Source organism: Hymenobacter sp. BRD128 (assembly GCF_013256625.1).
GTDB lineage: Bacteria > Bacteroidota > Bacteroidia > Cytophagales > Hymenobacteraceae > Hymenobacter.
In genome coordinates this window covers 1,616,022-1,639,396 of the sequence record NZ_CP053908.1, presented here as the reverse complement: position 1 = coordinate 1,639,396, position 23,375 = coordinate 1,616,022, and the positions used below count along the sequence as shown (strand labels likewise).

The 23,375-nt window shown below is 64.7% G+C and carries 23 protein-coding genes; 21 read left to right on the top strand and 2 right to left on the bottom strand.

Going from position 1 to position 23,375, the window contains the following annotated elements; translation table 11 throughout:
* Nucleotides 1–238 precede the first annotated feature (238 nt).
* The 7 genes from GKZ68_RS22385 (at nucleotide 239) to trmB (ending at nucleotide 6,979) form a co-directional block, all read left to right on the top strand.
* Nucleotides 239–1,756, top strand: a complete 1,518-nt coding sequence (locus GKZ68_RS22385) for an SPOR domain-containing protein (RefSeq protein ID WP_173112622.1) — start codon at nucleotides 239–241, stop codon at nucleotides 1,754–1,756.
* Between the two features lie 67 nt (nucleotides 1,757–1,823).
* Nucleotides 1,824–2,531 (top strand): MotA/TolQ/ExbB proton channel family protein, encoded by a 708-nt coding sequence (locus GKZ68_RS07345; RefSeq protein ID WP_173112619.1) that lies wholly within the window; start codon nucleotides 1,824–1,826, stop codon nucleotides 2,529–2,531.
* Nucleotides 2,532–2,628: 97 nt separating this feature from the next.
* The gene (locus GKZ68_RS07340) at nucleotides 2,629–3,051 is read left to right on the top strand and encodes a biopolymer transporter ExbD (RefSeq protein ID WP_254244198.1); all 423 of its coding nucleotides are present in this window, start codon (nucleotides 2,629–2,631) and stop codon (nucleotides 3,049–3,051) included.
* 92 nt (nucleotides 3,052–3,143) lie between these two features.
* The gene (locus GKZ68_RS07335; protein ID WP_173112616.1) at nucleotides 3,144–4,055 is read left to right on the top strand and encodes a hypothetical protein; all 912 of its coding nucleotides are present in this window, start codon (nucleotides 3,144–3,146) and stop codon (nucleotides 4,053–4,055) included.
* A 163-nt stretch (nucleotides 4,056–4,218) separates the two neighbouring features.
* Nucleotides 4,219–5,544: a folylpolyglutamate synthase/dihydrofolate synthase family protein gene (locus GKZ68_RS07330; protein ID WP_173112613.1), complete on the top strand. Its 1,326-nt coding sequence runs from the start codon at nucleotides 4,219–4,221 to the stop codon at nucleotides 5,542–5,544.
* 32 nt (nucleotides 5,545–5,576) lie between these two features.
* Nucleotides 5,577–6,269 carry a potassium channel family protein gene (locus GKZ68_RS07325; protein WP_173112610.1) on the top strand — a complete coding sequence of 231 codons (693 nt, stop codon included), beginning with the start codon at nucleotides 5,577–5,579 and terminating at the stop codon, nucleotides 6,267–6,269.
* 47 nt (nucleotides 6,270–6,316) lie between these two features.
* A complete protein-coding gene (gene trmB, locus GKZ68_RS07320) occupies nucleotides 6,317–6,979 on the top strand; it encodes a tRNA (guanosine(46)-N7)-methyltransferase TrmB (protein ID WP_173112607.1) in 663 nt (220 codons plus the stop codon).
* A gap of 79 nt (nucleotides 6,980–7,058) precedes the next feature.
* Here the strand turns inward: trmB and GKZ68_RS07315 are convergent, their stop codons facing one another.
* On the bottom strand, nucleotides 7,059–7,685 hold the full coding sequence (locus GKZ68_RS07315; protein WP_173112604.1) for a hypothetical protein: 627 nt from the start codon (nucleotides 7,683–7,685) through the stop codon (nucleotides 7,059–7,061).
* A gap of 160 nt (nucleotides 7,686–7,845) precedes the next feature.
* On the opposite strand from GKZ68_RS07315, the gene mnmA reads away from it, so the two are divergent.
* The 3 genes from mnmA to GKZ68_RS07300 all read left to right on the top strand — a co-directional run bounded on the left by mnmA (nucleotide 7,846) and on the right by GKZ68_RS07300 (nucleotide 11,439).
* On the top strand, nucleotides 7,846–9,006 hold the full coding sequence (gene mnmA, locus GKZ68_RS07310) for a tRNA 2-thiouridine(34) synthase MnmA (RefSeq protein ID WP_173112601.1): 1,161 nt from the start codon (nucleotides 7,846–7,848) through the stop codon (nucleotides 9,004–9,006).
* A 98-nt stretch (nucleotides 9,007–9,104) separates the two neighbouring features.
* On the top strand, nucleotides 9,105–9,866 hold the full coding sequence (locus tag GKZ68_RS07305) for a hypothetical protein (RefSeq protein WP_173112598.1): 762 nt from the start codon (nucleotides 9,105–9,107) through the stop codon (nucleotides 9,864–9,866).
* A gap of 286 nt (nucleotides 9,867–10,152) precedes the next feature.
* The gene (locus GKZ68_RS07300; protein WP_173112595.1) at nucleotides 10,153–11,439 is read left to right on the top strand and encodes an erythromycin esterase family protein; all 1,287 of its coding nucleotides are present in this window, start codon (nucleotides 10,153–10,155) and stop codon (nucleotides 11,437–11,439) included.
* Between the two features lie 336 nt (nucleotides 11,440–11,775).
* On the opposite strand, the gene GKZ68_RS07295 is transcribed toward GKZ68_RS07300, so the two are convergent.
* On the bottom strand, nucleotides 11,776–12,057 hold the full coding sequence (locus GKZ68_RS07295) for a hypothetical protein (RefSeq protein WP_173112592.1): 282 nt from the start codon (nucleotides 12,055–12,057) through the stop codon (nucleotides 11,776–11,778).
* On the opposite strand from GKZ68_RS07295, the gene GKZ68_RS07290 reads away from it, so the two are divergent.
* The 11 genes from GKZ68_RS07290 to GKZ68_RS07245 all read left to right on the top strand — a co-directional run bounded on the left by GKZ68_RS07290 (nucleotide 12,052) and on the right by GKZ68_RS07245 (nucleotide 23,372).
* Nucleotides 12,052–13,236, top strand: a complete 1,185-nt coding sequence (locus tag GKZ68_RS07290) for a S8 family serine peptidase (protein WP_254244259.1) — start codon at nucleotides 12,052–12,054, stop codon at nucleotides 13,234–13,236. The genes GKZ68_RS07295 and GKZ68_RS07290 overlap by 6 nt on opposite strands.
* Before the next feature lie 93 nt (nucleotides 13,237–13,329).
* Nucleotides 13,330–13,653 (top strand): hypothetical protein, encoded by a 324-nt coding sequence (locus GKZ68_RS07285; RefSeq protein WP_173112586.1) that lies wholly within the window; start codon nucleotides 13,330–13,332, stop codon nucleotides 13,651–13,653.
* A 144-nt stretch (nucleotides 13,654–13,797) separates the two neighbouring features.
* The gene (gene rpe, locus GKZ68_RS07280; RefSeq protein WP_173112583.1) at nucleotides 13,798–14,520 is read left to right on the top strand and encodes a ribulose-phosphate 3-epimerase; all 723 of its coding nucleotides are present in this window, start codon (nucleotides 13,798–13,800) and stop codon (nucleotides 14,518–14,520) included.
* Between the two features lie 114 nt (nucleotides 14,521–14,634).
* Entirely contained in the window at nucleotides 14,635–17,133 is a 2,499-nt protein-coding gene (locus tag GKZ68_RS07275) for a carboxypeptidase regulatory-like domain-containing protein (protein WP_173112580.1), read from the top strand.
* A 397-nt stretch (nucleotides 17,134–17,530) separates the two neighbouring features.
* On the top strand, nucleotides 17,531–18,061 hold the full coding sequence (locus GKZ68_RS07270) for an alpha/beta fold hydrolase (RefSeq protein ID WP_173112577.1): 531 nt from the start codon (nucleotides 17,531–17,533) through the stop codon (nucleotides 18,059–18,061).
* Nucleotides 18,062–18,370: 309 nt separating this feature from the next.
* Nucleotides 18,371–18,502, top strand: coding sequence for a hypothetical protein (locus GKZ68_RS22380; protein ID WP_302052009.1), 132 nt, complete (start codon nucleotides 18,371–18,373; stop codon nucleotides 18,500–18,502).
* Nucleotides 18,503–18,700: 198 nt separating this feature from the next.
* On the top strand, nucleotides 18,701–19,552 hold the full coding sequence (hisG, locus tag GKZ68_RS07265) for an ATP phosphoribosyltransferase (RefSeq protein WP_173112574.1): 852 nt from the start codon (nucleotides 18,701–18,703) through the stop codon (nucleotides 19,550–19,552).
* 121 nt (nucleotides 19,553–19,673) lie between these two features.
* A complete protein-coding gene (gene hisD / locus GKZ68_RS07260; protein WP_173112571.1) occupies nucleotides 19,674–20,984 on the top strand; it encodes a histidinol dehydrogenase in 1,311 nt (436 codons plus the stop codon).
* A gap of 111 nt (nucleotides 20,985–21,095) precedes the next feature.
* On the top strand, nucleotides 21,096–22,160 hold the full coding sequence (gene hisC / locus GKZ68_RS07255) for a histidinol-phosphate transaminase (RefSeq protein WP_173112568.1): 1,065 nt from the start codon (nucleotides 21,096–21,098) through the stop codon (nucleotides 22,158–22,160).
* 8 nt (nucleotides 22,161–22,168) lie between these two features.
* Nucleotides 22,169–22,618, top strand: a complete 450-nt coding sequence (locus GKZ68_RS07250) for an AAA family ATPase (RefSeq protein WP_173112565.1) — start codon at nucleotides 22,169–22,171, stop codon at nucleotides 22,616–22,618.
* On the top strand, nucleotides 22,608–23,372 hold the full coding sequence (locus GKZ68_RS07245) for a tRNA(His) guanylyltransferase Thg1 family protein (protein WP_173112562.1): 765 nt from the start codon (nucleotides 22,608–22,610) through the stop codon (nucleotides 23,370–23,372). The genes GKZ68_RS07250 and GKZ68_RS07245 overlap by 11 nt, the downstream gene beginning before the upstream one ends.
* Nucleotides 23,373–23,375: the final 3 nt, after the last annotated feature.

The following is a 23,375-nucleotide window of genomic DNA, read 5'->3' as shown; positions in this document are numbered from 1 at the left end:
TACGCCAAAATTCAGCATCTTTGCCCTCGGGAATAATCTCACCAACCGCCACTACCAGCGCTACCTGAACTACCAAAGCCAGGGCGTAAATGTGATTGGAGGGGTAACGTACTCATTCTAAGCAACTGGCTAGCCTGGTTGCGCATAAAAAGGAGGCTGTCGCTACGAAACTGACCGCGGCTGGCCCTAACTTTAGCCGCCTAACCTATTCCCCGCCCGTTCGCCCAGCCATTTACCGATGAACTTAGCCGACCACCTACGCCCCCTGCTCCGCGACCACGACTGCGTGATAATTCCGGACTTTGGCGGCCTGGTGGCCGAGTACACGCCGGCCAGGGTGCAGCCCGGCGGCCGGCACGTACTGAGTCCGCCCACCCGCCAGGTGGCTTTTAATCAAGGCCTTACCCGCAACGACGGCCTGCTTGTTGATGTGCTGCGCCAGCACCTGGGCCTGCTTGCCGCCGAGGCCCGCGAGGCCCTGCGCCAGGCCGTAGCCACTCTGCACCGCGACCTGCAAACTCAGCAGCGCGCCGAGCTGCCGGGCATTGGGGTGTTTCGGCAGCTGGCGGGCCGGGGCTTGCAGTTTGAATACACCGGCACCGACAACCTGCTCACCGCGGCCTTCGGCCTGCCCGAGCTCACGGTGCACCCCGTGTCGGTGACCGATGCCCGCCTGGCGCGCGAGCAGCAGGCGCAGCTGGTGCCGCGCCTGCGCGCGGCGGGCCGGGGCGTGCGGCTGCGGCGCGCCGTGCCCGGCGCAGCCATTGGCCTGCTCGCGGGCCTGGCCGTAGCTGGTTTGTACTTACTGAACCTGCACCCCACGGTGCTGCCTACGGCCTGGCAAAGCCACCTGCCCCGCTGGGAGCAGGCCGCTAGCCCGGCCGCCCCGCAGCAGGCCGCGCTGGCGCAGCCCAGCTTCGCGGCGCCGGTGGCGCCGGTAAGCCTCCCCGCCGAAGAACCGATGGTGTCCACTAGCTCACCCATTGAGCCAGTAGCCGAGGCGGTCAAGAACGGCTCTCCCACGCCCGCCGAGAAAAAAGTAATTCCCACCGTAGTAGCCGCTAAACCTGCGCCGCCGCAGACGGCCCCGGCCCAGACCGACCCGGTTGACGCGCTGCTGGCCCGTCGCGCCGCGCCCACTCCCGGGCGCCCCCGTGGTAAGGCGCGCAAGGTGCCCGCCGCCGCTGCCATTGCCCTGGCCGACGAAAGCAACATCGCCAAGCCCGTGCCCCTGGCCATGCGTAAGGCCGGTACGCAGGCCCCTTTACTGACCACTTCCTACGCGGCGGCCATGACGGCCCCCCGCCCGGCCGCCGTGCCGACTGCTCCCGCGGCCGTAAGCCCGCTCGTAAACAAGAAGCCGACAGCAGCTAAGGCATTGCCAGCCAAGCCGGTAGCCGCCGCTAAGCCAATAATAGTCGCCGCCAAGCCGCTAGCAGTGGCCAAACCAGCATTAGCCAAGTCGGCAACTGCCGCCGCTGCCGCTCTCGACGCGGGCAGCGCAATTAAAAGCCGCACCGGGCGTTATTACCTGGTAGTAGCCGCCTACGGGTCAATGGCCCACGCTGAGCAGGGGCGACGCAACCTGCTGCACGCCGGCCACGCCAATGCCAAGATTATTCTGCCTTATCCCGGCACGCGCCACTACCGGCTGTCAGCCGCCGATTTTGCCGACCGCCCCGCCGCCCAATCAGCCGCTACCCAACTACGCCGCAACCCGCACCTCGACAAAGGATTGACCGTTTTTCCGTACTAGGTTCTGCGCCGCGGCTAGCCCTTACGCCCAGCGCTTTCCTGTTTTTCCGTTCTCCTTCTTCCGCTGAATGTCCGTTTTACTGCTGCAAGCCGGCGCTGCCGTTACGTCGGTGGCCACTGATACCGCCGCCGCTCATGCCAATGCGATAGCCAACGCCACGCCCGGCCTCTCGCTCATCGACCTGATTTTGAAGGGGGGCTGGATAATGCTCCCCATTTTCCTGCTGCTCATCGTCTCGATTTACATCATTGCCGAGCGCTACCTCACCATTCGCAGCGCCGGCGGCAACCCCGAGTCGTTTATGAGCGGCATACGGGCGCTCATGGTGAAAGGTGACTTGCAGGGGGCCAAACTCTACTGCGCCCAGAACCCCTCGCCGCTGGCCCGCATGGTCGAGAAGGGCCTGCGCCGCATCGGCCTGCCCATCACCGAAATCGAGGCGAGCGTCGAAAACGTGGGCAAAATCGAGATTGCCCGCCTCGAAAAAAACATCAGCATCCTGGGCATCATCGCGGGCATCGCGCCCATGCTGGGCTTCGTGGGTACGATTATCGGCGTTATCAAAATCTTCTACGCCATCAGCAGCAGCGGCGAGTTTGGCATCACCCAGATTGCCGGCGGCCTCTACACCAAGATGGTAACTTCGGCGGCCGGCCTCATCGTGGGCATCATCGCCCACATCGGCTACCACTGGCTCAGCATCCTGGTCGAGCGCATGGTATTCCGCATGGAAAACTCGGCCATCGAGTTTATGGACATCCTGCAAGACAATTAGGAATTACGAATTATGAAGGAGGAAGTGCCTTGCTGACGCAGCAGCGTCTGACGCGTCAATTCCTCCTTCATAATTCCTCATTCATAATTCAAACGAAGTGAATCTCTCCCGCCGCCGTCACGCTACTTCGCACGTCGAGACCAGCTCGATGAACGACATCATGTTTTTCCTGATGCTGTTCTTCCTGATTGTGTCTACGATGGTGAATCCTAACGTTATCAAGCTGTTGTTGCCCAATGCTAAGAGCAGCAAGCAGGTAATGAAGCAGCCCATCACGGTAAGCATCAACGCGGCGGGCGAGTATTTTGTCAACAAAAAGCCCGTGACGGCCGCCACGCTCGAACCTGAACTGCGCGCCCTACTCGTGCCCGGCCAGCCCGCCGAGGCCCAGCCCTCGGTAGTGCTGCGCGTCGATGCCGGCCTGAACGTGCAGAAGCTGGTGGACGTACTCGAAATCGGCAACCGCTTGAAGCTGAAGATGGTCATGGCCACTCAGGCCCAGCAGGCAGCCGGAAAATAGTAAGAGGTAGGAGTTAAAAGTTAGGAGTTGGCAGCGTGGCAGCTCTAACCCTACCTCATAACTTTTAACGCATACTTCTTAACTCCAAAACAATGGCCCTCGACTATCCCGAAGAGCACCGGCGCGAAGCCTTGGGCATCACGGCGGCCGTGGTGCTGTTGCTAGCCCTCATCTGCTTCTTTCTCAAGTTTAACGGTCCCAACCCGCCGCTCGAAGCGTTGGGTGGCGACGGCGTGGAGCTGAACTACGGCCTCGACGCGGCGGGCTCGGGCGACATCCAGACGATGGCCACCGCCAACGCCTCCCAGAACCGCGAAGACTCGCGCCCGCCCGCCGCCCAGCCCAGCCCCATGCCCCAGCCTGCCCAGCCCCGCGTGGAGGCTAGCGCCCCCGCCCAGCCCGCCGCCCAGGAAAAAGTAATTACCAGCGAGGCCGAAGACGCCGGCGCCACCGTGCCGCCCGTGGAGAAAGCTGCCCCCAAGCCCGCGCCCGAAGTGGTGCGCGAAACGCCTAAGCCCCGCGAGCAGCCCCGCACGCTCTACACGCCCAAGGGCAGCGCCGCCGGCGTGGCTGGCGGCAACGGCGTAAATGGCAGCAGCAGCGCGCCCACCGGCAATAGCAACGGCGACCACCCCGGCACCGTGGGCGACCAGGGCGACCCCAGGGGCTCGCTCAATGCCAAGGCCCTCTACGGTGAGCCGGGCAGCGGCGGCAGCGGCTCGCGCCCCGGCAGCGGCGGCGGCTCGGGCCTGGAAATGAGCGGCTGGCGCTTTGAGAATACGCCCGTCGTCGAAGCGCTGGACGACAACCCCGGCGTGGTCCGATTCAAAATTAAAATCTCGGACGATGGCGAGGTGGAATCGGTAACCAAGGTGTCGGGCAACGTGTCGCCGGCCCAGGAAAAGCTTTGCCGCGATAAGCTGCTCGACGCCAACTTTGTGAAAACCAATGCGGGCGCGGGTGGCGCCACGGGCTTCTACACGTTTCGCTTTACGGTGAAATAGCGCGCGTTAGTAAGAGATGTAAACTCAGAACGTCATGCTGAGCTTGTCGAAGCATCTCGCCCGCATCGTTAGGATGAGTAACCCTAACGGCGCGAGCGAGATGCTTCGACAAGCTCAGCATGACGTTCTGAGTTTAGCAGTTGTTAAGCAATAACTAGTTACTATGAACTACCCCGAAACCCTGGCCTGGCTTTACGCGCAACTGCCGATGTACCAACGCGTAGGAGCGGCGGGCTTCAAGAAAGGCTTGGGCAACACCGAGGCGCTGGCCGAAGCCCTGGGCCACCCCGAAGCCCGGTTCAAAAGCGTGCACGTGGCCGGCACCAACGGCAAGGGCTCCAGCTCGCACCTGCTGGCGGCGGTGCTGCAAAGTGCCGGCTATAAAGTGGGCCTCTACACCTCGCCGCACCTGCGCGAGTTTACCGAGCGCATCCGGGTGAACGGGCAGGAGCTGGCCCCCGACTACCTGGTGCAGTGGGTGGCTAGCCACCAGAATTTATTTGCCACCGTGCAGCCCTCGTTTTTTGAGATGTGCGTGGCCTTGGCCTTCGACTACTTCGCCGCCGAGCAGGTTGATGTGGCGGTGGTGGAAGTGGGGCTAGGGGGCCGGCTCGATTCGACCAACATCATCACCCCCCTGGTGTCGCTGATAACCAATATCAGCTACGACCACCAAGCCATGCTGGGCGACACGCTGCCCGAAATAGCCGGCGAGAAGGCGGGCATTATCAAGCCCGGCCGGCCGGTGGTAGTGAGCCAGACCCAGCCCGAGGTGGCGGCCGTATTCGAGGCCAAGGCCCGGCAGGAGGGAAGCGCGCTGCTCTTTGCCGACGCGCGCTATGAGGTGCACCCGGCCGCCGAAACTACTGCCGATGACTATATCAGGGGCACGCAAGTACTGAACGTGTACCGCGAAGGTCAACCGTACTTAGAAGGGGTGCACCTGGGCCTGCTCGGCGACTACCAGCGCCTGAACCTACCCGGCGTGCTGGCCGTGCTGGATGAGCTGCGCGCCCAGGGATTCGTTATTCCGGAAGCTGCTGTGCGCCAGGGCCTGCGCGAGGTTACGCGCCTTACCGGGCTGCGCGGGCGCTGGAGCATCATCGGCCAGCGCCCGCTGGTGGTGGCCGATACGGGCCACAACGAAGGCGGCCTGCGCCTGGTGCTGGCGCAGCTGGCCAGGGTGCCGCACCGGCAGCTGCATATGGTTATCGGCACCGTCAACGACAAGGACGTGACCAAGGTGCTGGCCCTGCTGCCGGGCGAGGCCACGTATTACTTCTGCCAGGCCGATATCCCGCGCGCCCTGCCGGCCGATGAGCTAGCCGCGCTCGCCACCAGCCAGGGCCTCACGGGACGGGCCTACGGGCCGGTGCCGGCGGCCGTGGCCGCCGCCCGCGCGGCGGCCGGGCCCGACGACGTGGTGTTTATCGGCGGCAGCACGTTTGTGGTAGCCGAAGTAACTGAGCTGTACGAGCAAGCGGGCTAGCCGGTATGTTTGCGCCGCCAGCTTCCCCGCCCATGAACTACCTGCGCCACCCCTATTCCCGGCTAGCCCGCCACCGCTACAAGCTACTAATGGGCAGCCTGTTGCTGCTGGTGCTAGGGTCGGGCTTTGCGCCGGCCGCCGCCGACCCGCACGTGTTTGCGGCCCTGCTGCTGCAAAACCTGGCTGTGGGCGTGCTGGTATTTGCCGAAGAGCGCCCCTGGCTGCTGCTGGTGTGCCTGCTGGTGGTGCTGGGCCTGGAGGTAGCGGCCCAGCTGCGGGGCTGGCCGTCGGTGCGCGCTTATACGGGGGTGGTATACAGTGTTTTCTGCTTTGCCATTACGCTGCGTATTTTGCGCAAGGTGCTGGGGGCGGGGCGCGTATCGGCCGAGCTGCTGGCGGCTACCATGTGCGGCTTCGTGCTGCTGGGCATGGTGGGCACGTTCTTGTTTATTCTCATCGAGGTGGTGCAGCCGGGGGCGTTTGCCAATGTGCCGCCCGAGCCGGGTACGGTGCAGGCGCTCAACTACTTTAGCTTCGTGACCCTGCTCACCGTGGGCTACGGCGACATCGTGCCCCTCACCAACGTGGCCCGTAAGGCCACCGTGCTGCTCGGGCTGGTGGGGCATTTTTACGACCTCTTTGTGGTCAGCGTCATCGTGGGCAAGTACGTGGGCCGGGTGGTAGAAAAGGTGGAGGAAGAACGCCCCGCCGCGCCCGACAACTAGGCGGCGACCGTAATTTTGCAGCCCTTTTTAGTTAACAAACGCCCGCCGTGCCCCGCATCAAACTTCAGCGCTTTGCCGATAACGCCACCCGCCCCGACATCGTAGAGCCGGGCAAAGCCACTTTTGGCCGCCTGGCCGGGCATTGGCGCGGCGATTTTTTTCACAACGACCACCCGCTGGTGCTCGAAGTAGGCTGCGGCAAGGGCGAGTACACTGTGGGGCTAGCCCAACTCCACCCCGAGCAAAATTTCCTGGGCCTCGACATCAAGGGCGAGCGCATTTGGCGCGGCAGCACCCGCGCCGAGGCGCTGGGCCTGCGCAACGTGGGGTTTGTGCGCCTCATGGCCCACCAGCTCACCGAGCATTTTGCGCCCGGCGAACTCAGCGAAATCTGGATAACTTTCCCCGACCCGCGCCCCCGCGACCGCGACATCAAGCGCCGCCTCACCTCGCCGCGCTTCCTTAATATGTACCAAATACTGCTGGCTCCCGGCGGCGTGGCCCAGCTCAAAACCGACAGCGCCGGCCTCTTCGACTACACAATGGAAATGCTGGCCAGCCGCCCTGCCGCCCAAATCGAAGTAGCTACCCGCGACCTCTACGCCGAAACCGACCCGGCTTTTGCCGCGGCCCAGGGCATCCAGACGCACTTCGAAGGCAAGTACCGCGCCGTGGGCGTGCCCATCAAGTACGTGCGGTTTTCGCTGTAAAAAATAGCTGATTCGCCAAAAAGCCCAGCCCGTGGCTGGCTAGCCCCGGGCTGGGCAGTAGAATGTTTTTCAACAAAGGCTAGGCCTCTTCCAGCGCTTCAAACACGGCTTCGAGCTCGGTGAAGTCGCGCAGGCCGGGCTTTATTTCGTCGCCGCCGGCCAGGACGAGGCCGGCCGGGTGCACCTGCTGAGCGAGGTCGGCGGCCTCGGTGGGGTTGGTGGGGCCGGCCAGCCACAGCGGCGCCTGGCGGGCCAGTTGGTGCCAGTAGGCGTAGTCGCTAGGGTAGTAGTGGGGCGGGGTGGTGAAGAGCGCGAAGCCCTGCGGAAAAGCCGCCGTGAGGTCGGCCAGCGCGGCCGCGAAGTGCGCCTGCTTGATAACGAGGTCGCCGGGCACCTCTACCAGGGCGGGCACGGCTAGCCCTTCGGGCCAGGCCTGGCGGGCGCGGTCGAGGCGCAGCAGCACGCCGGTGAGGCCACATTCTTCGACCAGGCGGTTGATTTCGGGCCCGGCCACGTGGCCGAATTCGCCGATGATGTCGACGCCGGCCACCCAGCCGGCCAGCTCGCGGGCGGTGGCGGCGGCCACGGCGTCGGGCAGGTTGGCATCGAGCGTGAAAATGAGGCCCTGGGCGCCCATGCCGGCGCAGTAGCGGGCGTCGGACAGGTTATTGATGCCGCGCACGAGCACGGGAATGGCAAGAGACATTTTTCAGTGAGCAGTTAACGTTAACAAGGAGCAGTGAGCAGTGCGCTCCCGAGCCGCAAAGGTCGCTCCGACAAGTGTTCACTGCGCACCATGCCCTGTTCACTATCTTTGCAGCGGCGCCAGTCGGAACGTTCACCTCCCTGAGTGGCTAGCCCTCTTAATGAACCCAACCCCAACCAAGGGCCGCGTCCTCGTGGCCATGAGTGGCGGCATCGACTCGTCGGTGGCCGCCGTGCTGCTGCACGAAGCCGGCTACGAAGTAGTGGGCATGACGATGAAAACCTGGGACTACGCCAGCGCCGGCGGCTCGAAAAAGGAAACCGGCTGCTGCTCCCTGGACAGCATCAACGATGCCCGCGACATTGCCGTGCGCCTGGGCTTCCCGCACTATATCATCGACATTCGGGAGGAATTCGGCGATTTTGTCATCGACAATTTTACCGACGAATACCTGGCCGGCCGCACCCCCAACCCGTGCGTGCTCTGCAACACCCACATCAAGTGGGATGCCCTGCTGCGCCGCGCCGACCAGCTCGGCTGCGAGTTCATCGCCACCGGCCACTACGCCCAAATCCGCCAGGACGAGGCTAGCGGGCGCTTTATCGTGAGCAAAGGCCTCGACGAAAATAAGGACCAGAGCTACGCGCTGTGGGGCGTGACGCAGCAGAGCCTGAGCCGCACGCTGTTTCCGCTGGGCGCTATGCGCAAAGCCGAGATTTACGACGAGGCGCGGCGCCGGGGCTTCACGGCCCTGGTCAACAAGCCCGAGAGCTACGAAATCTGCTTTATTCCCGACAACGACTACCGGGGCTTTCTGCGCCGCCGCGTGCCGGGGCTGGAGGCCCGCGTGGCCGGCGGCCGGTTTGTAGACCGCGACGGCCGCGACCTGGGCCCGCACGAAGGCTACCCGTTTTACACCATCGGGCAGCGCAAGGGGCTGGGCATTGCGCTGGGCTTCCCGGCCTACGTCACGGCCATCCGGCCCGATACCAATGAGGTGGTTTTAGGCAATTACGATGAGCTGGCCAGCACCGCCACCACCGTGCACAAGCTCAACATGGGCAAGCTGGCTAGCCTGGCCGGCCGCGGCTTGGTGCCGGCCGTGGTGAAGGTGCGCTACCACCACGCCGGCGCGCCGGCGTTTCTGGAGCAGGTAGAGGCCGACCGCATCAATATCTACTTTCCCGAGCCGGTGCACGCCATCACGCCCGGCCAGGCGGCCGTGTTCTACGACGGCGACGACGTGCTGGGCGGCGGCTGGATTCAGCGCCACGTTATCGGCGAGGTGCCGGCGCTGGTGGCTAGCGCTGCGCTGGCCTAGGCTGCCGGTATACCACCTAGTTATAGCTGACCGTTAGTACCTTGCCGGCTGCTTCCTTAGGTGGCCGGCAAGGTATTTTTATGAACAGATTTTCTTGTATGAATCTACGTTTTGGCTTGTTATCCGCCCTAAAATCCGGCCGGTGGCTCGCCCTGCCGCTGCTGCTGGCCGGCTGCCGCCACGAGTCGGTCGTGCCCAACCCGGTAGTCGATTATTTTCCGGTGGTGGTGGGCACCTACCGCACCTACGCCGTGACGGACTCCGTGTGGACCAATGCCACGCCCGCGGCCACGAGCTACCAGTTTCGGGAGCGCGTGAGCGAGCAGTTTACCGATGCGGCTGGCAAGCCCGCCTACCGCCTCGTGCGCTCCAAGCGGGCCAGCGCCAGCGCCGCCTGGGTCGACGACAGCGTGCTGGTGGTGCAGCCCTCGGCCCAGGCCGTGCTGCTCACGCGCAACAACGTGCGCACCGTGGAGCTGATTTACCCCGCGCGCGCCGGGCGGGGCTGGAACGTCAATGCCCTCAACGGCTCGCCCGATACCATTACCAGTCAAACCCGGATTTACGGTCCCAGCGTGGGTACGCCCTATACCACGCCCGCTAGTGGCAGCCAGCCAGCCAAAACCTACGACAATACGGTATTGACTAAGCTGACGCTCGACGGCGGCATCGAGAATCTGAATGCCCTCAACCAGATGGGCCTGCGGCAGGTGTATGCCAACGGCGTGGGCCTGATACTGCGGCGGCGCTTCAGCTTCGCTACTTACACGACGAACCCCGACGGGTCAACGAACCTATTTAAGAATGTTCAAAGCGGCACCGCGCACGACGAAGTGCTCATTGATTCGGGCACGATTTAGGTGGTGCTCAAGTTGAAGCCAACGCCCACCGGCCGGCTTGCTACCCAGCGAGCCGGCCGGTGGGCGTTGGGGCCGGGCGGCACCCGGCAAACTACCTAGTTTAGCAGCTCTTATCCTGAGTTCGCAGCCGATAAGTGGAAGACACTGACTCTAAGCCCCCTACGGCAACTGCCTGGTGGTACATTTGCAGCCCGCCACCCCCCAACGACGTAGTGGTGCCCACGCTATGCGTGCCGGAGCTGCGCAGGTAGGCGAGGGGGGTAGGTACGTTTTTTTTCGTCGCCCTATGAGCAGCCCCTTCCCGAACGGCCGCCCCACTACTCCAGCCAACTGGCCGGCCCGCAGCTGGCTGGGCTTACTTTTGCTGCTGGCTTTCAGCCAGCTACAAGCTCAGGCCCCGGCCGATATTGCCCGCCTCAACCAGCAGGTCGCTCCGATTACAGCGGTGCGGGCCGGCAGCGGGTTTGCCGACCTGGCTCCGCTGGCCCCCGTGGTGGCGCCGGCGCGGGTGGTGGGCCTGGGCGAATGCACGCACGGCTCGCACGAAGTATTCCAGCTCAAGCACCGGCTGCTGGAATACCTGGTGACGCAGCAGGGCTTCACTACGCTAGCTCTCGAAGTCGATTACGGGTACGCCGAAATTTTGAACGAGTACATCCAGACGGGGGCGGGCGACTCGCTCACGGTGCACCAGGCCGTGGGCTTCCACATCTGGGACACTACCGAATTCTGGGACATGGTGGAGTGGCTGCGCGCCTACAACCAGCAGCACGCCGCCAAGATTCGCTACGTGGGCATTGACATGCAAAATCCCGAGCCCAACCTGCTCCGCCTAGCGCACTTCGCCACCCAGCGGGCCGATACCGTGCTCCAGCGGCAGGTACGAAGCCTGCGCACCGCCTATACCGCGCCCAATCAGGCTTCGGCCGCCGCTAAGCAGCGCCTCGTGCGCCTTTCCGACGAGCTGGTGCAGCACCTGCAGGCGGTGGTGGCCCCGGCGGCGATGCAGCAGCATGGGCAGGTACTGCGGCAGCGGGCCGAGCTACTGGGGCAAAACTTTGCGAAGTATAACACGGTGCGTGACCAGGCAATGGCCACCAACGTAGCTTGGCTGCTTCAGCAAGAGCCGACGGCCAAAGTCGTGGTGTGGGCGCACAATCAACATATTCGGCGCGATGATGACCAGCCACGACTGGGCCAGCTTCTGGCCAAGCAACTGGGGCCGGCCTACGTGGCCGTGGGCTTCGCCACGGGCCACGGCACGGCCAGCGTCTTCGACCCGGACGGGTCTTTCCGGGCCCTCGGGCTAGCGCCTCCCGTTCCCAACTCCTTTGAGACGTGGCTCGACCAGGCTACCCCGCCCACCTATTTCCTGCAGCTGCGTAGCGCCGCCGTGGCCGACAAGTGGCTGACCACGCGCCGCAAGTTTCGGCAGATTGGTGAAACGGCGCCCAACGGCCTGAATGGCCAGTTTATGTGGTATGCACCCCTGTCCAAAGCATTCGATGCCCTGGTTTACTTGCACGAGACATCCGCGTCGCAACCCTACCCGGCCGCGCACCCGGCCCGGTAGCCTAGCGCGGCCGCCTTCTGCACTATGCAACGTACTTACTTCGTCCGGGCAACGAATACGTAGCGCGTAAATTCTCCCAGTTGGAAGAAAAATCCTTCATATGAAAAATGTATTCGGCTCAGTAGCCCTGCTGCTGACCACCCTGCTGGGGGCCGCCCCGGCCAGCCACGCTCAAACAGCTTCGCTGGTGCGCCGCTACTTCGTGTATTTCAAGGACAAAGCCGGCACGCCCTACACCGTAGGCCAGCCGCAAGCCTTCCTTTCGGCGCGGGCGCTGGCCCGGCGCAGTCGCCAGGGCATTGCCGTGCGGGCGCGCGACTTGCCGGTTAGCCCCGCCTACCTGGCCCAGGTGCGCGCCGTGAGCGGCCGCCCGCAGGTGCTGCTTACTTCGCGCTGGCTCAACGGCGCGGCGCTGGCCTGCGACTCGGCCACCCTGGCGCGGGTGCAGCAGCTGCCCGGCGTGCGCAGCGCCCAGCTGCTGAGCCTGGTGCCGCCCCAGGCCCCGGCGCCCGCCCCGGCCGTGACGCCCACCCCGCGCCGCCCGCCCCCGCCAGCCCCCGCGCCACCTACGGCAAAGCCTACGCCCAAAACCAGCTCATCGGGGCCGTGGCCATGCACGACGCCGGCTACCGCGGCGAGGGCATGCAGATTGCCATCTTCGACGCCGGCTTTCCGGGCGCCAACCAGATTACGGCCCTGCAAAATATTCAGACTCAGAGCCGCGTGGCCAGCACCCGCAACTTCGTGGACGGCGGCCGCAGCGTGTATTTACGCAACGGCCACGGCACGGCCTGCCTCAGCCTCATCGGCGGCGAGCTGCCGGGCTACTACGTGGGCACCGCGCCGCGCGCCACGTTTCACCTCTGCATCACGGAGGATGTGGACAGCGAGTCGCCGATGGAAGAAGCCAACTGGCTGGCCGCCGCCGAGTACGCCGACTCGGCCGGGGTGGATGTTATCAGCTCGTCGCTAGGCTATAACACCTTCGACGACGCGGCCCTCTCGCACACCTACGCCCAGCTCAACGGCCGCACGGCCATCGCCAGCCTCGCCGCGCTCGGGGCCGCCCGCGCCGGCATGGTAGTCGTAAACTCGGCCGGCAATGATGGCAACAACAGCTGGCACTACATCGGCGTGCCCGCCGATGCCGATAGCATTATCACCGTGGGCGCCGTCGATTCGCTGCGCAACCACGCCGGCTTCAGCTCCTACGGCCCTACGGCCGACGGGCGCCTTAAGCCCACGCTCGCCAGCATGGGCGTAGCCTCGGCCGTGCTGGCGCCGAGCGGGGTGGCGGTGCGCGGCAACGGTACCTCCTACGCCTGCCCCGAATTGGCCGGGCTGGTAGCCGGCTTCTGGCAGGCTAATCCTACACTGACGGCCCAGCAGGTTATCGCCGCGCTCGAAGCGGGTGCTTCGCAGGCCCAAAATCCCGACAATACCCTCGGCTATGGCATCGTCGATTTTAAGGCGGCCTACAACCTGCTGCACCCCGGCGCCCCGCTAGCCGCTAAAACTGCCGCCCCCGCCGGCGAGCCGCTAGCCGTGTTTCCCAATCCCAGCCACCTCGATGAGCTGATGCTGGCCCTGCCGGCCAGCCTGCGCGGGCAGGCGCTGCGCGTGCGCGTGCGCGACAGCAAAGGCGCGCTCATCGGTGAGCAATTGCTGCCGGCCAGCCCCGCCGCCACGGTGCCCCTGCGCCTGCCGGGCCGCGCGCTGGCCCCCGGCACCTACCTGTGCGCGGTGCAGCCGCTGGCCGGCGGGCCCGCGCAAACGGCCCGGTTCATCCGACAGTAGCTTGCTAATTAAATTGGCTTAATGCGCCTAATAATATTGGCTGTATTCAGAAAAAGCCGTATCTTTCAAGCGTCAATCAGACCACCCGTTTTCATGTTACAGCTAATGACCACCAAGCGCATCGGGCGCCGCCAGTTTCACTTCACCGTGCAGGGCGGCAACCTGCACGAAGCCGTGGCCGAGTACGACCGCCTGAGCTTTCCCGACGTGGCGGCCTGCGGCCTCTGCGGCTCCGACAACCTCGACCTCACCTCGCGCGTGGCCCAGGGTAAATTTAAATATACCTCCGTCAAATGCCTCTCGTGCCGGGGCGACCTCACCTTCGGCAAAAACAAGGACGACGACCAGTCCTATTTCCTGCGCCGCAAGGATAGCGGCGAGCTCGACTGGCGCCCCTTTGAGAAGAAAGCCGAGTAGCGTGTAGGAATTAAAACTAACAAGGGAGAATTAAAAATGAGAGATGTTCATTTTTAATTCTCCCTTGTTAATTCCAAGCGTGCCAGGTATGGCTAGGGTCGGGCTGGTGTGCTCCTGCGGGCCGGCGGCGTATTTTTGGGGCCTATGAGCGCTACTACTTCCCGCCCCGCCGCCCGCCGTGAGCCGCTGCTAGCCCCCTCGCTGCTAGCCAGCGACCTGGCCAACATCCAGGCCACCGCCGAGCTGCTGGCCACCGCCGAGGCCGACTGGCTGCACTTCGACGTGATGGACGGCCGCTTTGTGCCTAATATTTCCTTTGGCCTGCCCATTCTCGAAGCCCTGCGGCCCCACGCCCGCCAGCCCATCGACGTGCACCTGATGATAGCGCGGCCCCAGGACTACCTGTCCGCCTTCCGCGACGCGGGCGCTACCCACCTGACGGTGCACTACGAGGCCTGCCCGCACCTGCACCGCGTGGTGGAGCAGATTAAAAGCCTGGGCTGCACCGCCGGCGTGGCCCTGAACCCCGCCACCCCGGCCAGCCTATTAGTAGACATTGCCGCCGACCTCGACCTCGTGCTGGTGATGTCGGTCAACCCCGGCTTCGGCGGCCAGCAGTTCATCCCGCACACCTTGCAGAAGGTGGCCGAAGTAAAGGAATTACTGCTCGACGCCGGCTCGGCGGCCCTCATCGAAGTCGATGGCGGCGTGAGCCAGGCCAATGCCGCCGCCCTGGTGCAGGCCGGGGCCGACGTGCTGGTGGCCGGCAGCTTCGTGTTTAAGTCGGGCGGCGGGCCGGTGGCCACCCTGGCCGGCTTGCGCCAAACCTTGCGCGAAGCTGCTCAAGAGCAGGCCGCAAATAACTAAGCTGGCCGCATACGGAAAGCTGCGCGACCGGAGTTGAAAAAGCCGACTGGCCCGCCGCCGGGCCGGCTAGCCCCGGCGTAGCTTTACGGAACCGTTTTTTCTGCTGCCTCTGCGTTGAAGCCTCTACCTCTTTTTATCCTCTTAAGCAGCCTGCCAGCGGCCGGCCCGGTGCTGGCCCAGCAAGTTTCCGCGCCGGCTGCCGCCCAGACTACCGTGCTCACCGGCACCGTGCGCGATGCCCAGGGCCAGCACCTGGAGCTGGTAGTAGTGGGCCTCGAAGGCCAGCCCGGCGGCGCCACCACCGATGCGCAGGGCCGCTTTACCCTGCGCCTGCTGCGGCCGGTGAGCGGCTTGGCCGTGCTGGTGGTGCGCCGGCTAGGGTACCAAACCCTGCGCCAGCCGCTGCGCCTGCCCGAGGCGGCCGGCCAGCCGCTGCGGCTAGCCCTGCAAGTCGATGCGCGGGCCCTGGGCAGCGTGACGGTGCGCGCCCGCGCCGCCGGGGCCGACACCCGCGAGCAGGCCAGCCTGGTGCAACTCGACCCCCAGACGGCTAAGGTGCTGCCCTCACCCTTCGGCGATTTCAACGCCATTCTCAAGACCCTGCCCGGCGTGGTGAGCAACAACGAGCTCACGAGCACCTACAACGTGCGCGGCGGCAACTACGACGAGAACCTGCTCTACGTCAATGGCTTTGAGGTGTACCGGCCGTTTCTGGTGACGCAGGCGCAGCAGGAAGGCCTGAGCTTCATCAACCCCGACCTCGTGCAGAAAGTCGATTTCAGTACCGGCGGCTGGCAGCCCAAGTACGGCGACAAGCTCTCGTCGGTGCTCGATATTCAGTACAAGGAGCCCGAAAAATTCGCGGCCTCGGCCACGGCTAGCCTCGTGGGCGCCGCCGTGCACACCGAGGCGCGCTCGGCCGGCGGCCGGGTGAGCTACCTGGCCGGCGTGCGCTACAAAAATGCGCAGTACGTCTTCAACGCCCTCAAGCAGAATCAGGGCCAGTACAACCCGACGTTCTACGACGGCCAGGCCTACGTAAATATCGGGCTGGGCAAGCAGGATAATATGCAGAAAACCAGCCTGGGTATCCTGGGTGTGGTAGCCCACAACGACTACCGCTTCGTGCCGGTGAGCGGGCAGGTGACATTCTCGACGGCCGTCAATCAGTTTTCCCGGGTCAACATTTACTACGACGGGCGCGAGCGCATGCAGTACGATACCTATCAGACGGGCTTCGACTTGCGCCACAATTTCCACCCCGGCTTGCAGCTCGATTTGCTGGCCTCGGCCCTGAGCACCCGCGAGTTTGAGTTTCGCGACGTGGAGGCGGCCTACACCTTCGCCGACGTCAACCGCGACCCCAGCAGCCCCGATTTCAACCAGACGGTGCGCCAGCGCAACATCGGCTCCTCGTTCAACCACGCCCGCAACGACCTCACGGCGCGGGTATTTACGGCCGAGCTGCGCGGCCGCTGGAACCCCGGCGGCGACCCGCTCGGCCCGCACACGGTGCGGTTTGGGGTGAAAATTGGCCGCGAAAGCATTCACGACCAAATCGATGAGTACAGCTTTGCCGACTCGGCCGGCTACGTGCCCGACGCCCGGCGCACCCGCCTGGCGGCCGACCTGAGTTTGCTCAGCACCCGCACCCAGGGCTACGTGCAGCATACCTGGCAAATCGACTCGCTCAAAACCCTGACCTACGGCGTGCGGGCGCACTACTGGACGGAAAATCAGCAGCTCGTCATCAGCCCGCGCCTGCAATTCTCGTCCCGCGACCGCCGCCACCCCGAGCGCAGCTGGAAGCTGGCCACCGGCCTCTACGCCCAGCCGCCGTTCTACCGCGAGCTGCGCAATTTCCAGGGCCAGCTCAACCCCGAGCTGCGCGCCCAGAAATCGCTGCATTTCGTGGTGGGCCGCCAGGTCGAGCTGCACCTGATGAACCGGCCCTTCCGGCTCAACACCGAAGCCTTTTATAAGTACCTCACCGACGTTATTCCCTACGAGGTCGACAACGTGCGCCTGCGCTACTACGCCACCAACCAGGCTACGGCCTACGCCGCCGGCCTCGAAACCCGCCTGAGCGGCGAGTTTGTGAAGGGCGTGGAGTCGTGGCTGAGCCTGGGCCTGCTCACCACCCAGGAAAAGGGCGACACCACCGCTACCTACGACGCCACTGGCAAGCGCACCGGCTACCAGACGCTCGGCTACATCCGCCGGCCGCAGGACCAGCGCCTTACGGCCAGCATCTTCTTCCAGGACCACCTGCCCGACAACCCTTCGGTGCGCGGCTACGTGAACCTGGTGTTTGGCACCGGCCTGCCCTTCAGCCCGCCGGGCCTGCCGCAGTACCGCGGCGACGGCGCCCTCACCACGGCCTACCAGCGCGTCGATATCGGCTTCTCCAAAGTGGTGAGCTTGCGCGTAGCTCCCCAGCCGCACCTGTACTCGCTCGAAAGCCTGTGGCTAGGCCTGGAAATCCTCAATATCTTGGGCGCCAACAACGTGGCCGGCTACAGCTACCTGCAGGACGTAAACGGCCGCACCTACGCCGTGCCCAGCTACCTCTCGCAGCGTGTAGTCAATCTGCGGGCAATAGCGCGGTTCTGATTTATTCCTAAGCTGTTTAGCTAGATAGGGCTAAAAAGTTGGGGGTGGCCTAGTGGCTAGTCCTACCTTTGCAGTAAGCGCGTTGGGTAATGCCCCACGACCAAAACGGGTTTCCTAATAAGACGAAACCCCAGCCTGAGGTTTGGTATCAGCTTTTACAGCCACTGGCCCACACGGTGGTGGCTAGCTTCTGCTGCACCTGCGCGTTGTGGGCGCGCTGGGCCTCGGCCCGTTAGCCTCCTTTTTTCCGCATGAAACGCCTGCTGCTGCTCCACGGCTACACCGAAGACCGCACCATTTTTGACCCCCTGCTGCCGCTGTTGCCTCCGTTTGAGGAAGTACTTTCGCTGGACCTGGCCGAAGAGTTTGCCGCCTGGCACCCCAGGGCGGGGTCAATGTGGTGCGCCTGGCCCGGCACCTGGCCACGCGCTACCACATCGGGCCCACCGACGTGCTCATCGGCCACTCGATGGGCGGCTGGATTGCGGCCCATATCAAGGAGCTGACCGGGGCTACGGCCATCTTGCTCAGCTCGTTTACCGACCAGGCCAAGATTGTGGCGGCCATCCGCAGCCCACGTCTGCTGGGTTTCACGGCCTTGTCGGGCCTCATGCAGAGCCGGTTTATGCTCAACCGCTTCAAGCGCCAGTACCGGCGCGACGAGTCGCGGGCCCTGCACGCGCAGCTCGTCGAGGGCATGGCTGGCCTGCGCCGCCGCTACGTGCACCAGCAGCTGCAGGTGCTGTTTGCGCCGGTGCCGCCGCTCACCAGTCAGCCCGAGTTGCGCCTGCACGCCCGGCGCGACAACGTTATTCGCCTGCCCGACGAGCCCTTCGTAGCATTGCCCGGCGACCATTTTGCCCACTACTTCTACCCGCAGCTGGCGGCCGACGCCATTCGCGACTTTCTTCAGCCGGCCGACGGCTAGGTTATAACTGCTGTGTTCGATGTGGTAAAGTAAAGCGGGCTTGGCCGCGTCTGGGGTTGGCAGGAAAACCCCTATTAGGAATGGCACTCAAGGCAGCTATTGCGCGACCGCTGGGCGGCGTTTCATGTGGTGCGGGTAGCGGCCGCCGTGGTCGGGCTGGCCTGCCTGGTAGCCGGTGCGCTGTGCAGCTAGGCCCGTGGGCAGAGGTGGGGAGCGGGCTGGTCCTGGTCGGTAACCTGGCTAGCCTCAGGGGGTGTTTTTGCGTAAGGGCCTTTGGATTTCGGTCCCGCTGCCTACCTTTGCCCCACGATGACCCCCGCCTACTGCCTCACGTCTGCCTTCAGCCCCGCGCTTGCGGCCCCCTTTTCGGGGCTGGCGGCGGCCTGGCAGGCTACGCAGCCGTTGGCCGCCGCGCCGCAGCAGCATCACCACCATCTGTAGGAGACCGGGCAACCGGGCTGGCCGCTACCCTGTAGCCTTTGCCAGCCGCTCGCGTCTCCACCGCCGCCCCGCCACTGGGCCGGGAAATAACTTTTTCCTCGTTTGGGTATTATACGAAGGCGTTTCCGGGGCCTAGCCGCCGGAACGCCGTTCAATCTGGCCGCTGGCCCGCCCCGGGTCGTCGGCGCTTTCTTTCTCATGCTGCGTTTAGCCATTCAAAAGTCCGGCCGCCTCTCGGAGGACTCCCTTCAGCTCATCCGCGAGTGCGGCATCAGCTTCGTTTCGTCGTCCTATAAGCTCAAGGTCGAGGCCAGCAACTTTCCGCTGGAAATCCTCTACCTGCGCGACGACGATATTCCCGGCTACGTGCAGGACGGCGTGGCCGACCTCGGCATCGTGGGCCAGAACGTGCTGGTCGAAGCCGGCTGCGCGGCCCTCGAAGTCGAACCCCTGGGCTTCAGCAAGTGCCGCCTGAGTCTGGCCGTGCCGCGCGGCGCCGAGTACAATTCGGTGGCCGACTTGCAGGGCAAAAGCATTGCCACGTCGTACCCCAAGCTGCTCGGCGACTACCTGGCCGGCCAGGGCGTGCGGGCCCACCTGCACACCATTTCGGGCTCGGTCGAGATTGCGCCCAGCATCGGGCTGGCCGAGGCCATCTGCGACATCGTGAGCAGCGGCTCGACCCTGCTCGGCAACGGCCTGCGCGAAGTCGAAACCATCTTTCGCTCGGAGGCCGTGCTCATCGCCGCTCCCAACCTCAGCCCCGACAAGCAGGAGCTGCTCGACCAGCTGCGGTTCCGGATGCAGGCCGTGCGCCGGGCCCAGCGCTCGAAGTACATCGTGCTCAACGCCCCGCTAGCCGCCCTCGATGCCGTAAAGGCCCTGCTGCCGGGCATCAAGTCGCCCACCGTCACGCCCCTGGCCGAAGACGGCTGGGTATCGGTGCAGTCGGTGGTGGAGGAAGACAAGTTCTGGCACATCGCCGGCGAGCTGCAGGCCATCGGGGCCGAGGGCATCCTGGTGCTGCCCATTGAGAAGCGCGTCGGGTAGATACTTAAACAGAACGTTCTGCTGAGCTGGGCCAAGCATCTCGCTTGCGCCGGTAGGGATAGTAACCCACCGAAGCGGCCAAGATGCTTCGCCCAGCTCAGCAGGACCAACGCTCGTTGCTATGCAGATTTTTCGCAATCCCGACCCTAGCCAGTGGCCCGCGCTGCAGCAGCGCCCGCTGGCCGAAAGCAACGCCGCCGTGCTAACCCGCGCCGGCGAGATTTTCGACGACGTGGCCCGGCGCGGCGACGAGGCCCTGCGCCAGTACGCCGCCCAGCTCGACGGCGTGCCCAGCCTGGCTAGCCTGCGCGTGAGCGCCGAAGAGCTGGCCGCCGGCGCCGCTCAGGTGCCGGCCGAACTACAGGCGGCCATCCGCCAGGCCATTCAGAACATCACCACCTTTCACGCCGCCCAGCGCCCCGCCGCCGTGGAGGCCGAAGTAGAAACCATGCCCGGCGTGCGCTGCTGGCGCCGCAGCGTGGCCGTGCCGCGGGTGGGCCTCTACGTGCCGGGCGGCTCGGCGCCGCTGTTCTCTACCTTATTGATGCTGGGCATTCCGGCCAGGCTGGCGGGCTGCCGCGAGATTGTGCTGTGCACGCCGCCCGGCCGGGGCACGGGTGCCATCGCGCCGGCCATCCTTTTCGCCGCCCAGGAGCTGGGGCTGACCACGATTATCAAAGCGGGCGGGGCGCAGGCCGTGGCCGCCCTCACCGTGGGCACGGCCTCGGTGCCGGCCGTGGATAAGATTTTCGGCCCCGGCAACCGCTACGTGACGGCCGCCAAGCAGCTGGCCGCCCAGCGCGGCGTGGCCATCGACATGCCCGCCGGCCCGAGCGAAGTGCTGGTGATTGCCGATGCCAGCGCCAACCCGGCCTTCGTGGCGGCCGACCTGCTCTCGCAGGCCGAGCACGGCCCCGACTCGCAGGTGGTACTGCTCACCGATTCGGAGACGGTATTAAACAGCGTAGTTACGGAGTTAGAGCGCCAGTTGCCGCGGCTGCCCCGCGCCGAAATCGCCCGGCAGGCTCTTACCGAAAGCCGCGGCCTGCTGCTGCCCGACGTGGCCACGATGCTAGCCTTCAGCAACCAGTACGCCCCCGAGCACCTCATCCTGGCCGTGGCCGCTCCCGAGGCGCTAGCCGCTGATATCTACAACGCGGGCTCGGTGTTCATGGGCCACCTCACGCCCGAGGCGGTGGGCGACTACGCCTCCGGCACCAACCACACGCTGCCCACCGGGGGCTACGCCCGGGCCTATAGCGGGGTGTCGCTCGATTCGTTTTACAAGAAAATCACCTTCCAGCAGCTCGCCCCCGCCGGCCTGCTCGCGCTCGCCCCGGTAGTGGAGCCCATGGCCGAGGCCGAGGGCCTGCGCGCCCACGCCCAGGCCGTGGCGTTGCGCCGGGAGGCGCTGGGCGTATTAACTACTTAAAAGAACGTCATGCTGAGCTTGTCGAAGCCTCTCGCTCGTGCCGCTTGGGTCACTACCCTAACGAGGCGAGCAAGAGGCTTCGGCAAGCTCAGCATGAGCAACGACTTCGCTATGTCTTTCGATTTAGAATCCCTCATTCGCCCCAATATCCGGGCCATGAAGCCGTACTCATCGGCCCGCGACGAGTTTCAGGGCGATGCCCAGGTGATGCTCGACGCCAACGAGAACAGCCTGGGCAGCACCGGCCCGGCGCGGTTCAACCGCTACCCCGACCCGCAGCAGCGCGCCGTAAAAGCCGAGCTAGCCCGACTGAAAGGCGTGGACCCGAGCCAGATTTTCCTGGGCAACGGCTCCGACGAGGCCATCGACCTGCTGGTGCGCCTCACCTGCACGCCGGGCGGCCAAGACAGCATGTTGCTGCTGCCGCCCACCTACGGCATGTACGAGGTGGCCGCCAACCTCAACGACGTGCGCATCGAGCGCCTGCCGCTCACGGCCGATTTCCAGCTCTCGCCCGCAATCGTGGCCGGTGTGCTGGCCTCGCAAGCCAAGCTGGTGTTCCTGTGCTCGCCCAATAATCCCACCGGCAATCTGCTGCACGCCGAAGCTATTGAGGAAATTCTGCGCGGCTTCCCCGGCCTGGTGGTGGTCGATGAGGCCTACGCCGACTTCGCCGCCGCCCCCAGCTGGACGACGCGCCTGGCCGAATTCCCGAACCTGGTGGTGCTGCAGACCTTTTCCAAGGCCTGGGGGCTAGCCGGCCTGCGCCTGGGCATGGCCTTCGCCTCGCCCGCAATCATCGGCTACCTCAATAAAATTAAGCCGCCCTACAACATCTCCGAAGCCACCCAGCAGCACGCGCTGGCGGCGCTAGGGGCGGCGCCGCACTTCGAGAGCTTGCGCGGGCAGCTGCTGGCCGGCCGCGAGTGGCTGGCCGCGCGCCTGCCCGCGCTGCCCATCGTAGCCGAGGTTTTCCCCTCCGATGCCAATTTTTTGCTCGTGCGCTTCCGCCCCGATGCCACGGCCGTGTACGATTATCTGCTGGGCCGCGGCATTGTGGTGCGCAACCGCACCACCCAGCCCGGCTGCGCGGGCACGCTGCGCCTCACGGTGGGCTCGCCCGAGGAGAACGAGAAGCTGCTGGCGGCGCTGGAGGAATTTGAGGTGGCTAGTTGAGTGAATCTATGCAACTCGTACTCTTCTGCGGCATTCAGGCTACCGGTAAATCTACGTTTTACCAGCAGCGCTTCTTTCATTCTCACGTGCGTCTCAGCCTCGATTTGCTGCGCACGCGCCATCGGGAGCAGCGCTTGCTACAGGTGTGTCTGGAAACGCAGATGCGGTGCGTGGTGGATAATACCAATCCCACCCGGGCGGGGCGGGCGAGTTATATCGCGCCCGCCCGCGCCGCCGGGTTTGAAGTGGTTGGGTATTTCTTTCAATCAATCGCCGCCGAAGCCCTGGTGCGGAACCAGCAACGGCCCGGCGAGCGGCAGATACCCGATAAGGGCATTCGGGCCACGCGCAACCGGCTGGAGCTACCCACCCGCGCCGAAGGATTTGATACGCTCTATTTTGTGCGTGTGCAAGGCAATCAGGAATTTGCGATAACTGACTGGCAAGATGAAATTTGACGACCTTGACGCTCGCCTGCGCATCTTCGAGACGGCGCACGACCACTGTGCCCTGCCCGGCCTCTATCTGGTAGCCCGGCTCGATGGGCGCGGCTTCACGCGCCTGACCAAGGAGGTACACGCCTTCGAAGCACCCTTCGATGAGCGGATGCGCGATTACATGGTGGCTACCACCCGCCACCTGCTCGATTGCGGTTTTCGACTGGTGTACGGCTACACGCAGAGCGACGAAATCTCGTTGCTGCTGCATCCGGCCGAAGATTCCTTTGGCCGCAAGCTGCGCAAATATACGTCCGTGCTGGCGGGCGAGGCGTCGGCTAGGTTCTCGCTGCAGCTCGGGGCGCCGGGGGTATTTGATTGCCGTATCTCGCAGCTGCCCCGCCGCCAGGACGTGGTCGATTATTTTCGATGGCGGCAGGAAGATGCCGGTCGCAACTCGCTTAATGCGCACTGTTACTGGCTGCTGCGCAAGCAGGGCCGCTCGGTGGGCGAGGCAACGGGCCAGGTAAAAGGGCTGCGTACTGCGGCCAAGCACGACCTGCTGTTTGCCCACGGTATTAATTACAACGACCTGCCCGCTTGGCAAAAGCGCGGCGTGGGCTTATACTGGGAAGACTACCAGAAAGCGGGGACAAACCCACTTACGCAGCAAGTCCTGGAAACCACCCGCCGCCGGCTGACCACCAATGCGGAACTGCCGCTAGGGGAGCGTTACGAAGCATTTATCAACGCGCTGCTCCTCCTAGCTGACTAAGTA